Genomic DNA, 11,711 nt, shown 5'->3' on the forward strand with positions numbered 1-11,711 from the left:
CTAACGTTGAGCGCGCGGCCAGCGCGCGTCGAGTGCCAAATTGACGGCGAGCACATTGACGCGCGGCTCGCCGAGCAGGCCGAAGGTCGAGCCTTCGGTGTTGGCCGCGATCACGGCCTGCACCTCCGCTGCCGGAGCCTTCCGGGCCGCGGCGATACGCGGGACCTGCCGGGCCGCATTGGCCGGCGAGACATGCGGGTCGAGACCGGAGGCCGAGCTGGTGACGGCGTCGACCGGGATCGGCGCCTTGCTCTCGGCGCGCAGCGTTTCGGCATCGGCCTTGATGCGGGCGGCAAGGTCCTCGTTCAGCGGCCCAAGATTGGAGCCAGACGAGCCCGAGGCATCATAGCCGTCCTTGCCGGCAGCCGAGGGGCGGGGCCGCAGATAGGCCTCGTCCTTGAAGTTCTGCCCGATCCAGCGCGAGCCGACGATCTCGCCGGACGCGTTGCGGATCAGCGAGCCGCCGGCCTGCGCCGGGAACAGCGCCTGCGCCAGCCCGGTGACGCCCAGCGGGTAGGCAAAGCCGAGCAGGGCCGTGAAGAGGACCATCGAGACGATGGCGGGGCGAAGATTGGCGATCATGACCTGTGTCCTGTTCTGACCATCACGCGAGCCCGAAGGCCGCGACGATGAGATCGATCAGCTTGATGCCGACGAACGGCGCGATCAGCCCGCCGACGCCGTAGAGGGTGAGATTGCGCGAGAGCAGCTTGGCCGCGCCGATCGCCCGGTAGCGCACGCCGCGCAGGGCCAGCGGAATCAGCGCGACGATGACGAGAGCATTGAAGATCACCGCCGAAAGGATGGCGCTCTGCGGGCTCGCAAGGCCCATGATGTTGAGCGCGCCCAGAGCCGGCAGCGAGACGACGAACAGCGCCGGGATGATGGCGAAATACTTCGCGACGTCGTTGGCGATCGAGAAGGTGGTGAGCGCGCCGCGCGTGATCAGCAGCTGCTTGCCGACCTCGACGATCTCCAGGACCTTGGTCGGGTCGCTGTCGAGATCGACCATGTTGCCGGCCTCGCGCGCCGCCTGCGCGCCGGTCTGCATGGCGACGCCGACATCGGCCTGGGCAAGGGCAGGGGCGTCGTTGGCGCCGTCGCCGCACATGGCGACGAGGCGGCCCTTGGCCTGCTCGGTGCGGATGATCCGCAGCTTGTCCTCCGGCGTCGCCTCGGCGAGGAAGTCGTCGACACCGGCCTCGGAGGCGATCGCCGCGGCGGTGACGGGGTTGTCGCCGGTGATCATCACCGTGCGCACACCCATGCGGCGGAGATCCGCGAAGCGTTCCTTCACGCCGGGCTTGACCACGTCCTTGAGATGGATGACGCCGACCAGCGCACCGTTCTCGCTGACGGCGAGCGGCGTGCCACCCGAGCGGGCGATGCCGTCGACCGCCTGGCGCAGTTCCGCCGGCACCTGGCTCTCGACGAGGTCGAGCGTCTTGATCACCGCGTCGACCGCGCCCTTGCGCCAGGATTTGCCGTCGAGGTCGAGGCCCGACTGGCGGGTGGTGGCGCTGAACGGGATCGTGGTCGCCCCCGCCGGGACTTCAGCGGTGACGCCCTGATTGCGCGCGAGCTCGACGATGGAGCGGCCTTCCGGCGTCTCGTCGGCGAGCGAGGCCATCAGCGCAGCGCGCAGCGCCGCGTCCGGACGCACGCCGGGAACCGGGATGACCTCGACCGCCATGCGGTTGCCGAAGGTGATGGTGCCGGTCTTGTCGAGCAGCAGCGTATCGACGTCGCCGGCGGCCTCGACGGCCCTGCCTGAGGTCGCCAGGACATTCACTTTCAGAAGCCGATCCATCCCGGCGATGCCGACGGCGCTGAGCAGGCCGCCGATCGTGGTCGGGATCAGCGTGATGAAGAGCGCGCCCAGGACCATCGGATCGAGCGAGACCCCCGAAAAGGCGCCAAGCCCTGTCAGGGTAACGACCGCGATCAGGAAGACCAGCGTCAGCCCGGCGAGCAGCACGGCGAGCGCCAGCTCGTTCGGGGTCTTGCGCCGGTCGGCGCCCTCGACCATCGCGATCATCCGATCGAGGAAGGAGGAGCCCGGCCGCGAGGTCACGCGGACCTTGATCCAGTCGGAGACGACGGTGGTGCCGCCAGTGACGGCCGAGCGGTCGCCGCCGCTCTCGCGGATCACCGGGGCGGATTCGCCGGTGATCGCGGCTTCGTTGACCGAGGCTACGCCCTCGATGATCTCGCCATCGGCAGGAATGACGTCGCCGGCCTCGACGAGGACTATGTCATCAGGCGCGAGTTCGTGAGCCGGCGTCGGGATCATCGCATTGCGCTCGGCGTCGATGATCAGCTTGGCCTTGGTGGTGACGCGGGTGGCACGCAACGAATCCGCCGCCGCCTTGCCGCGCCCTTCGGCGATAGCCTCGGCGAAGTTGGCAAAGACGACGGTGAGCCAGAGCCAGATCGCGATCTGGAGCGGGAAGGCGGCGGGCTGGCCATTGGCGATGGCGACGACCGCCGACACGGTCGCGAGCGCGGCGACGACCTCGGTGGCGAGGATGACCGGATTGCCGGTCAGCCGGCGCGGGTCGAGCTTGATGACGGCACTCTTCAGCGCGGTCAGCACGATGGCCTGGCTGAAGGCGCTGGATTTGGCGAGTGAGACACTCATTTGACGGAGTTCCTTTGTCGGCTCAACGATTGGCCGCAAGCACCTGGAAGTGCTCGACGATCGGCCCAAGCGCGAGCGCAGGGAAGAATTGCAGGCCGCCCAGGATCAGGATGATGCCGATGAGCAGGCCGACGAAGAGCGGGCTGTCGCTCGGCAGCGTGCCGGCGGTCGGCGCGAGCTTCGGCTTGGCGGCGATGGCGCCGGCCATGGCGATCACCGGAACCATGTAGGCGAAGCGGCCGAGCAGCATTGCGATGCCGAGCGTGGTGTTCCACCAGGGCGCGTTGGCGGTGAGCCCCGCGAAGGCCGAGCCGTTGTTCCCCGCCGCCGAGGAATAGGCGTAGAGGATCTCGGTGAGCCCGCGTGGTCCCTTGTTCAGCAGCCCCTCGAGCGCGACCGGCAGCACCGCTGCGATGGCCGAGAAGCCGAGGATCGCGAGCGGCAGGATCAGCACCGCCAGCATGGCGAACTTGATTTCGCGGGCCTCGACCTTCTTGCCGAGATATTCCGGCGTGCGTCCGACCATCAGGCCAGCGACGAAGACGGCGAGCAGCGCCATCACCACCATGCCGTAGAGGCCGGAGCCGACGCCGCCGGGCAGGATCTCGCCGAGCTGGATCAGGAACATGGCGACGCCGCCGCCGAGCGGCATGAACGAGCCGTGCATGGCGTTGACCGAGCCGTTCGAGGCGCCGGTGGTCTGCGCCGCCCAGATCGACGAGGCGGCAGCGCCGAAGCGAACCTCCTTGCCTTCCATGTTGGCGGGCGCATCGGTGATGCCGGCAGCGATCATCGCAGGCTGCGGCGTCAGCGTCTCGGAGGAGTAGATCGCAGCGGCGCCGAGGCCGACGAGGATCACCATCGCCGAGAGCAGGGCACGCGCTTCCTTGCGGGCGCTGGCGACACGTCCGAACGCGACGACCGTGCCGAAAGCGAGCGCGTTCAGCGAGACGACCTCGATCAGGTTGGTCAGCGGCGTGGGGTTCTCGAGCGGATGGGCCGAGTTGACGTTGAACAGGCCGCCGCCATTGGTGCCCCACTGCTTGATCGCTTCCTGGCTGGCGACCGGGAAAAGGGCGATGATCTGGTCGGCGCCTTCCAGCGTCTTGGCCGTGACATTGGCGAGCAGGCTCTGCGGCACGCCGGCAGCGACGAGCGCCAGCGCGGTGACGATCGAGAGCGGCAGCAGCACGTAGAGAACGGAGCGGGTCAGATCGACCCAGAAATTACCGAGCGTTTCGCCGCGGTCGGCGGCGAAGGCGCGCGCCACGGCCGCTGCGACGGCGAGGCCGGCGCCGGCCGAGACGAAGTTCTGCACCGTCAGGCCGGCCATCTGGCTGAGGCTGCTCATCGTCGTCTCGCCACCATAGGACTGCCAGTTCGTGTTGGTGACGAAGCTGACCGCGGTGTTGAAGGCGAGATGCGGTGACAGGCCGTCGAAGCCCTGCGGGTTCAACGGCAGGAAGCCCTGCAGTCGCAGGAGGCCATAGAGCAGCACGAAGCCGGCCACGCTGAAGGCGAGCACGGCACCGGCATAGCCGAGCCAGTTCTGCTCCCTGTTCTTGTCGATGCCGAGTGCGGCGTAGAAGCTTGCCTCGACCGGCTTCAGCACCAGGTCGAGCGGCGTACGCTCGCGCGCCCAGACGCGCGCCATATAGATGCCGAGCGGCCAGCCCACGGCCACCGTCAGCGCGATCGTGAAGGCGATCTCAGCCCAGCCCCGCCAGTCCATGCGAGGTCTCCTTTTTGTGTTGTTCAGAAGCGGTCGGGGCGCAGCAGCGCGGCGACCATGTATATCGCGAGCCCGAAGGCCGCGGCGGCATAGAGCAAGGTCAGGCCCATGGCGTCAGACCTTGCGCAGCAGCGCTGCGTACCAGCCGAAGAGCGCGAAGGCCCCGGCTCCGAGCGCGAGAAAGACGATATCGGCCATGACGGATCTCCAGCCTGGGTTTCAGACCGGAGATGTGGTGCAGCCCCTGCTAAGCGGTCGAGCGGGAAGGGCAGGCGGGGGCATAAGGGCCGCGTAAAGATCAGGATCTTTCGAAGGGCAGATCGAGATCGAGTTCGCCATAGCCCATGCCGTCGAGGAGCAGTCGCGTGCGGCGAATGATGTCGTCGGGCGCGCCTGGCACGGGATGGTCGAGCACCAGTGCGGCAAGGATATCTGATGGCAGTTCGAATCTGACGCCGTCTCTCGGTGCGCCGCGATGATCGAACACGATCCCATAGGCCTGCTCGTGGTTGTAGTTGCAGCGCCAAATGTGCTGCCGGCGATCCGTCGTCCGGACATCGATCGAACTGATCGAGAGCGGCTCCTCGGACAGCGATCGACGATGAAGCGAAATCTCAGCCAGGCGCTCGCTGCCATAAAGAAGGAAACGCGAGTGATACCCGATCGGATCGGCGCCCGGCGGCGCCTGGTCGATGCGGCTCTGATGCGCACGCTGAGGGTCGATGATGCTGAGCAGAAGCTTCCCATCTGGTAGGCGTTGCGCCGCGATCAGCTTTTCATTGGCTTGGTAGGCCCGCTGCCCGGCCTCGATCGTCATCGGCTCCAGCAGGACTGGGCGGAAACTGCGAAAGATATACTCCTTGCTGAAGCTGAGCTGGCCATTCTGCTCGGGCATCGATGCCAGCAGGCCGTCCGGCGTAACAGGCCAAGGGCCTGCTTGGAATTGCGGCTCCGCCACGCTTTCGCGCTCGTGTTCCGGCAACTCGATGGGAAATGGAGACGGCTCCCAGATCGACGCGATTTTGAGCTCCCGGACGGTTCGCTCCTCGCGTTCATGGAACTCCGCGCAGATTGCCTTGATATCTCGTTCGAGGAGTTGCCGTTCCTTAGCCAGCCAGCGCTTCCAGATCGGATCGCGCCCCTCGAGTTGATCCATGACCGCACTGGCCGTTTGGGCGCGCCCTGCCAACAGCAAAGCGACGACATACGGGGAAATTTTGTCTCGGTCCCCCTCCAACCGCCGAGCCAGGCCTTCTAGCGTCGTGAGTGTTCCCAGCTCGGCAAAGATGTCGTGCTGAAGTGAGTTCATTAGCAGCGGCAGGAAGCGCGCGGCGGTGACGTCCCAAAGCGGGCTATGGATCGACTGGTCGTAACCGACTGAACCCGGGTGCTCATAGAGCGGATTGAGGTAACGCCAGAGACGAAAACGGGTCCGTTCCCCTATGCTATCGAACAATGCGCCGCGCAAGACGTGCCGCACAGGCCTGATCAAGAGATGCTGGCCGACGAGGATGAGGTCATCCCGTTCGGCCAGGAGGCTCTTCAGATGCCGCTTGATATCCGCCGGACGCGTTCCCGGTTCAGCAGGACCACGCTTTCCGCCCGCCGCCTTCAGATGCCGCCTGGCATGGTCGACTGCCGTGCCGGCGTACTGCCATTCGCCCGATGCCTCTTCGAGCACGATGCCTTTCGTCAGCTTGGCCAGGGCGGCCGCGAGGCAGAGGCCGACACCGGCCTCATCCTCATCGCTCGCCCAACGCAGGCTGACGCAGCATGAGAACGGCTTCGCAGCGTCCGGAGGACCGAGATCGTCGGCAGCATCGGGGCCACTGCGGACATCGAACTCGCATCCGGACTGCTGCCGCCGAAGTGTTGCCGGAAGGAAGCCGCCGTGGTCGGTGAGAGGGCCGTTTCCGTGTTGAAGCCTGACGGGAAAACCGAGGCCCCTCAGCTCGGCATTGATGTCCTTGATGGTCGGCAAGGCCGCATTGAAAAGCACATGCGCTTCGGTTGCCATGCTGTGCGGCCCTCCAACAGAGTCCGCCACAACCATAACGAGAACGCGGCGCATTGCACGCCGCGTTCAAACCCGACGCCAATCGAGCCGGCCTAGTTCAGGAAATGAAGGGCGCGAGGGCTGGAAGCCTTGTCGATCAGCTGGCCGCTTCCAGCCCCACGATGGCGAGAAAGCCCGATAGCGCCAGGCCCGCCCAGAAGAAATCGTTGAGAACACCCTGCAGGGGCGCGGCCCCCATGGTCACCACAGACAAGCCGCCGGCCAGGAACAGCGCCGACGCCGCAACAAGGCTGTTCATGATGTCCTCCCGCATTTTGGCTTCGAACGCGGCGGGAGCGATTCCGTTCCCCCTATTTGATGCGGCATCAAATCAGTAGTTTTGATGGGTTTTATCGCAGCCTATGATTGCTGTGATATGACGGTGCGCAAGAAGGAGGCCGCATGACGCATCGCTTGAACGGCGCCTGTCATTGCGGCGCGATCGGGCTCGAATTGACGCTGCCGCGCCCGCCCGAGGAGGAAGTTGTCGGCGCCTGCCAGTGCTCCTTCTGCCGCAAGCACAGTGCCCGGACTGTCTCCGACCCCAAAGCACAGGCCCGGCTCGTCTTGCGCGAGCCGATCGAACTCCAGCGGTATCGCTTCGGCCTCAGCGCGTCCGAGGTCGTCCTCTGCCGCCGCTGCGGCGTCTACGTCGCCATGCTGATGACCGAGGCCGGCAAGGCCTGGAGCACGATCAACATCGATGCGCTCGACGAACGCGCCCGTTTCACCCGACCTGCCGAGCCACGCGACTTCAGCGGGGAGACGCTGGAGGGACGGCGCGAGCGTAGAATAGCGCGCTGGACGCCGACCGAGCTGGTCGGCTGGCCGAAAGAGTGACGCCGGTCAGGCAGCAGGCGCGGCCAGTCGTTCTAGCTGCTCTCGCACAGCATCCGAGAACGGCCGCGCCTTGCGCGTCGCTTCGTCCATCTGGACGATCACGGAAAGCCCGCTGGCGACGCAGCGCTCGCCCTGGAAGATCGCCTGCTCGAGCCGGACCGAGCTGCGGCCGACGGACGCGACGCGCGTGCCGATCTCGACCTCGCCCGGCCACAGCAGCTCCGCCCGGAAATCCAGCTCAAGTCGCGCGAGAACGAAGGCCGTTCCCGGCTCGGCCAGCCGACCGGCCTGGCCATAGATCAGCTCGACCCGTCCGGTTTCCAGAAAAGTCGAGAACACCGCGTTGTTGACGTGGCCCTGACGGTCGGTGTCGCCATAGCGGAGCTTGTCTCGCGCCCGCAGCGGAAAATCGGTGATGGCGAGATCGTCCGGCATGGCAGGCCCCTTTTCGTGACGGAGCCTTCAAACGCGATCGGCCGGCGCGAGGCAAGCTGAGAGCGGCGAGGGCCCCTCAAGCGAGCACGTCGCGGTAGTCAGGATGGCGATGCGCCCAGGCGACGACGAAAGAGCAGCGCGGCACCACGCGCCGTCCGCTGGCACGGGCGATCCTGAAGATGCCCTCGGCCAGTTGCGAGCCGATTCCGCGCCCGTTGAACGCCGCCGGCACCTCGGTATGCGTCACGACGATCCGGTCGCCTTCGCTACGATAGACCGCGAAGGCCTGTCCGCCGGGAAAATCAAGCTCGAAACGCCCGGTCTCGGGCCGTTCGACGACCTCGGCCCGGTCAGCCTCCCCATGCTGCGACATGCCTCGCCTCCGCAAACACCTTCGACCACAATGTGGGCGCGTCGCGACCGCTTGTCGTCCGTGCGATCATGCGGAAAGCGAATGGCAGGGCTGCGGACGAACCCCAGCCCCGCAGGGCTTGGGTCAGGACAGCAATTCCTGCTCGCGGCGGCGGGCGCGCTCGGCCTTGAGCTCGTCCTCAGCACCGCGATCGACAGTCTCTTCGCTGCGGTTGCGGAAGGTCCAGATCGCCTTGGCCGCTTCCCAGTGCTCGTGATCGCGGCCATCCGGCTGCCCTTCTTCCATCCAGAGCGCATAGGCGATCTTGCGGATCTCGCGCTCGGCCTTGCCAGTATGACTCATCTCGTCCTCCTGGTTCCGTTGCGGTCGATAAGGAAACGATGGAACGCCATGGGGCGTTCCGCGCTTCCAAAGCTATCTTGCCACGGCAATATGGCGCTCGCATGAGCCCTTTCGGAGGCAGGTGACGGCTCCTTCGGGCGAAGCCGGCGTTATTCGGCCGCCGCCGCCGGGGCAGGGGTCGTCATCTGCTCGAAGCAGTCGAGCGTGCGCGCGGAATAGACCAGCGCTGCGCCCGCATTCATCGCGATCGCGACGCCGAGCGCCTCGGCGATCTCCTCGCGGCTGACCCCGGCCTTGATCGCCGCATCGACATGGGTGGTGATGCAGCCGTCGCAGCGCGTGGTGACGGCGACGGCGAGCGAGATCAGTTCGCGCGTGCGAGCGTCGAGATGCGTGGTCTTGGCCGCCCCGCCGGCCAGCGCGACATAGCCGCGAAGCGCGTCGGGGGCAGCCTTGCCGAAATCACCGACGCGGCCCTTCAGCTCGGTGCGATAAGTGGTCCAGTCCAGCATGGCACTGCCCTCCGTCGTGAGATCGGCCCGGTGATCGGCCGGCCACGATTGTTAGGCAGAGGGGCCGGTACGCGCCAGCAACGGGCGGACATCGTAGCGCGGAGCGCGTCTTGCGCTTCCGTCGTGAGACAGGGCTGGCGCGTGTTCTGCGCGGGTGGGCGCCATGCGCATGCTTGAAGAAAGCGAACCTCACCCCAAATCCCGATGAAAGGGTGCCATCGCCTCCTGTGAAGCGGAGCTCGCCATGAACCAAGAGAAGCTGAAGCAATTCCGCAAGCAATCGGTCGAAAAGGCCCTGCGTGCCGGACTCCCCGCCTATTTCCTCGACGAATGCGAGGATGAGGGGGTGATCCGGGTCAGGCCTGGCGGCGCAGCCGAGCGGATCGTCATCCTGCAGGGCCGGGCGCAGGTTCAGCCCTTCGAATGCCGGGCCTGCTGAGGAGGTCTGCCTCGCTCGTCCAGCAACAAAACCACCCGACTAGACGAACAAGGCGGCGCCGAAGCGCCGCCTTTGCATTGTGCAGACAGAGCTGCGTTTCAGACAGCCAGACCGCGATCTCTGCTGGCTTCAGACTCGCGCTTCGCGTTCCCCGCCTCCCGCGGCAAAACAGGAGATCGGCGCGTCGGGCTCTAAGGATAAATGGCGGAAGGGGTGTCCGTCCACCTAATTTACCTAAGCCGTTGAAAGACAACGGCTAAAAATAACCAGAAAATAAAATGTACCCGACAATGTACCCGGCTCCGATGCGGGTATGACGGGCAACATTCGGGAAGGGTCGGGAAAGAAAGGGGCTTGACTTTTCGTCAAAAGTGTGCATAATACCCGATTCTAGACGGACCTATAAAGCCTGTCCGTTCATAGGGCATTGTGTCGACATCAAACGCATTAGTCAACCCCATCCGGGGATTTATTTTTGGGAGGAGCTACCCTTGCTGGCAGACAACGATAATCGCCCCCTTCGCCTGCTGCGTCTCACCGAGGTTAAAGCCATAGCTGGGCTGGGCACCTCGACGATTTACCGGCGCATGGACGCGGGCACGTTCCCTCGACCGCGCGCGCTTTCGCCTGGCTGCGTCCGATGGATTGAAGCGGACGTTCTATCTTGGGCCAAGGCACTGCCTGAGGCCGTGAGGGCTGCGGCCTGACCAAATCAGCGCCCGCATGGGCGCTAACCATTCCACAACCACAGCAAAGTCCCTTGGAGGGGATATAGTGCAAATCATTTCATGGTGGCCGCAGGACGGCCGCGGCAGCGCGCTCGCGCATTTCGATATCGAAGTAATGGACGGGCTGCGGCTATGCGGCCTCAAACTGATTCAGAACGACCAGGGCCAATTCCGAACCATCGCCCCGACGATGGGGAGCCGCCGGTCTGTCACCTTCCATCCTGAAGTTGCGTCGCGCATCACCGCTGCCGCCGTCGATCGCATGAACCGGCCGGAGCCGCGCTTTGAACATCGCAACTGAGTCGGCGCCTAGCCTAGTGTTTGGCGGCGATGAAACACCCGAGCAGATTGAGGCCATCGTCTCCGAATACGTGGCAGTCCGAACCGCCATCCTTCGTGACGAGCGGCAGGAACTTGAACTCGAGTTCGAAACCCGCGAGGCGGAACTAGCCGCCCGTCCCAAAGCCGACAACGACAACGACCCAGCAGGACCGAAGGGGGCGCCGCTTCCTGTCATCTGCCCGGCAGACTGGCATGGTCTGCCAGTGCCAGAGCGTGAGTGGTTCATAGACGGCCTTATCCCAACCCGTCAGGTGACGATGCTTGCCGGTGATGGCGGTGTGGGCAAGAGCTTACTTGGCGTCCAGATTGCTGCCGCGGCTTGCCTTGGTGTTGAGACGCTGGGACTAAACCCGGCTCGGTGCGGCGTCGTCTATCTCGGTGCGGAAGATGAGGCAGACGAGTTTCACCGCCGACTTGCCGACATCGTCGCGGCGCATGACCGCACGCTAGCCGATCTTGCTGACTTCCGGCTGATCCCCTTGGCCGATCGTGACGCCTTGCTGGCGACGCCGGACCCGAAGGGCGTCATGCAGCCGACCAGCAATTTCACCAGCCTCGACAATCACATTGCCCGCCACCAGCCGGGGCTCGTCATCTTAGACACAAGCGCCGACCTGTTTGGCGGTGACGAGATCAAGCGCGGTCAGGTCCGGCAGTTCGTCGCGATGCTCCGCGGGTTGGCCATCAAATGGAACTGCGCGGTTGTGCTACTCTCGCATCCATCGGTGTCAGGCATGCAAACGGGCTCTGGCACGTCCGGTTCAACGGCCTGGAATAACTCGGTACGGAGTCGGATCTATCTCACCCGGCCGGATGGCAAGGACGTCGACCCAGATATACGCATCCTGAAGACGATGAAAGCCAACTACGGCGCAGTCGGCGACGAGATGAAGCTGCGTTGGCGCGCTGGCGCTTTCGTGCTGGACGATGGGCTCCCGGCTGCCGAAATCACCTTCGTGAATAAGGCGCAGGACGAGGCCTTTATCCGCCTCCTAAGAGCGGTCACACGTTCCGGTCAGGTGGTGGCGCCAACCAAGGGCGTGAACTTCGCGCCGAAGGTTTTGGCCGCTCGCACTGACGCCGCTCCATATGACGAGCGGACGCTTGAAAAAGCCATGCATCGGCTCCTCACTGACAGCACACTGAAGGTTGCGAAGTACGGGCCGCCGTCCAAACGGAGGCAGCAGCTTCTCGTTTCAGCCGACGATTTCGGCGGGGAGGACTAGGTGTTCCACCCCACCTTCCACCCCCCTTCCACCCCTCTACCAGGG

At 65.2% G+C, this 11,711-nt stretch carries 15 protein-coding genes; 5 read left to right on the plus strand and 10 right to left on the minus strand.

Annotated elements, in window-relative coordinates; all coding sequences use genetic code 11:
* The 6 genes from kdpC to CXY91_RS30080 all read right to left on the minus strand — a co-directional run bounded on the left by kdpC (position 1) and on the right by CXY91_RS30080 (position 6,688).
* Entirely contained in the window at positions 1-582 is a 582-nt protein-coding gene (gene kdpC / locus CXY91_RS08565; RefSeq protein WP_100960372.1) for a potassium-transporting ATPase subunit KdpC, read from the minus strand.
* Between the two features lie 22 nt (positions 583-604).
* On the minus strand, positions 605-2,641 hold the full coding sequence (gene kdpB / locus CXY91_RS08570) for a potassium-transporting ATPase subunit KdpB (RefSeq protein WP_100960373.1): 2,037 nt from the start codon (positions 2,639-2,641) through the stop codon (positions 605-607).
* 22 nt (positions 2,642-2,663) lie between these two features.
* Positions 2,664-4,373, minus strand: a complete 1,710-nt coding sequence (gene kdpA, locus CXY91_RS08575; RefSeq protein ID WP_100960375.1) for a potassium-transporting ATPase subunit KdpA — start codon at positions 4,371-4,373, stop codon at positions 2,664-2,666.
* A gap of 23 nt (positions 4,374-4,396) precedes the next feature.
* Complete coding sequence (kdpF, locus tag CXY91_RS31290) at positions 4,397-4,483, minus strand: K(+)-transporting ATPase subunit F (RefSeq protein WP_082613755.1); 87 nt, start codon at positions 4,481-4,483, stop codon at positions 4,397-4,399.
* Positions 4,484-4,671: 188 nt separating this feature from the next.
* Positions 4,672-6,390 carry a hypothetical protein gene (locus CXY91_RS08585; protein ID WP_100960378.1) on the minus strand — a complete coding sequence of 573 codons (1,719 nt, stop codon included), beginning with the start codon at positions 6,388-6,390 and terminating at the stop codon, positions 4,672-4,674.
* 136 nt (positions 6,391-6,526) lie between these two features.
* Positions 6,527-6,688, minus strand: coding sequence for a hypothetical protein (locus CXY91_RS30080; protein WP_158673321.1), 162 nt, complete (start codon positions 6,686-6,688; stop codon positions 6,527-6,529).
* Between the two features lie 143 nt (positions 6,689-6,831).
* Between CXY91_RS30080 and CXY91_RS08590 the strand changes: the two genes are divergently transcribed.
* Positions 6,832-7,269, plus strand: a complete 438-nt coding sequence (locus tag CXY91_RS08590; protein ID WP_100960380.1) for a GFA family protein — start codon at positions 6,832-6,834, stop codon at positions 7,267-7,269.
* A gap of 6 nt (positions 7,270-7,275) precedes the next feature.
* On the opposite strand, the gene CXY91_RS08595 is transcribed toward CXY91_RS08590, so the two are convergent.
* The 4 genes from CXY91_RS08595 to CXY91_RS08610 all read right to left on the minus strand — a co-directional run bounded on the left by CXY91_RS08595 (position 7,276) and on the right by CXY91_RS08610 (position 8,931).
* Complete coding sequence (locus tag CXY91_RS08595) at positions 7,276-7,704, minus strand: acyl-CoA thioesterase (RefSeq protein ID WP_100960382.1); 429 nt, start codon at positions 7,702-7,704, stop codon at positions 7,276-7,278.
* Between the two features lie 76 nt (positions 7,705-7,780).
* Positions 7,781-8,077 carry a GNAT family N-acetyltransferase gene (locus tag CXY91_RS08600; RefSeq protein ID WP_100960384.1) on the minus strand — a complete coding sequence of 99 codons (297 nt, stop codon included), beginning with the start codon at positions 8,075-8,077 and terminating at the stop codon, positions 7,781-7,783.
* A 123-nt stretch (positions 8,078-8,200) separates the two neighbouring features.
* Entirely contained in the window at positions 8,201-8,419 is a 219-nt protein-coding gene (locus CXY91_RS08605) for a DUF2934 domain-containing protein (RefSeq protein ID WP_091828927.1), read from the minus strand.
* Between the two features lie 149 nt (positions 8,420-8,568).
* Positions 8,569-8,931: a carboxymuconolactone decarboxylase family protein gene (locus tag CXY91_RS08610; RefSeq protein WP_100960386.1), complete on the minus strand. Its 363-nt coding sequence runs from the start codon at positions 8,929-8,931 to the stop codon at positions 8,569-8,571.
* Between the two features lie 244 nt (positions 8,932-9,175).
* Here CXY91_RS08610 and CXY91_RS08615 point away from each other — a divergent pair, with 244 nt between their 5' ends.
* The 4 genes from CXY91_RS08615 (at position 9,176) to CXY91_RS08630 (ending at position 11,666) form a co-directional block, all read left to right on the plus strand.
* Positions 9,176-9,370 (plus strand): hypothetical protein, encoded by a 195-nt coding sequence (locus CXY91_RS08615; protein WP_091828920.1) that lies wholly within the window; start codon positions 9,176-9,178, stop codon positions 9,368-9,370.
* 371 nt (positions 9,371-9,741) lie between these two features.
* Entirely contained in the window at positions 9,742-10,077 is a 336-nt protein-coding gene (locus CXY91_RS31225) for a helix-turn-helix transcriptional regulator (protein WP_349236582.1), read from the plus strand.
* Positions 10,078-10,144: 67 nt separating this feature from the next.
* Positions 10,145-10,399, plus strand: a complete 255-nt coding sequence (locus CXY91_RS08625; RefSeq protein WP_100960388.1) for a hypothetical protein — start codon at positions 10,145-10,147, stop codon at positions 10,397-10,399.
* Positions 10,383-11,666 (plus strand): AAA family ATPase, encoded by a 1,284-nt coding sequence (locus CXY91_RS08630; protein WP_100960390.1) that lies wholly within the window; start codon positions 10,383-10,385, stop codon positions 11,664-11,666. Before CXY91_RS08625 ends, CXY91_RS08630 begins: the two co-directional genes overlap by 17 nt.
* Positions 11,667-11,711 lie beyond the last annotated feature (45 nt).

The sequence above is a fragment of the Allobosea sp. FBZP-16 genome, assembly GCF_002831785.1.
Classification (GTDB): Bacteria; Pseudomonadota; Alphaproteobacteria; order Rhizobiales; family Beijerinckiaceae; genus Allobosea; species Allobosea lupini.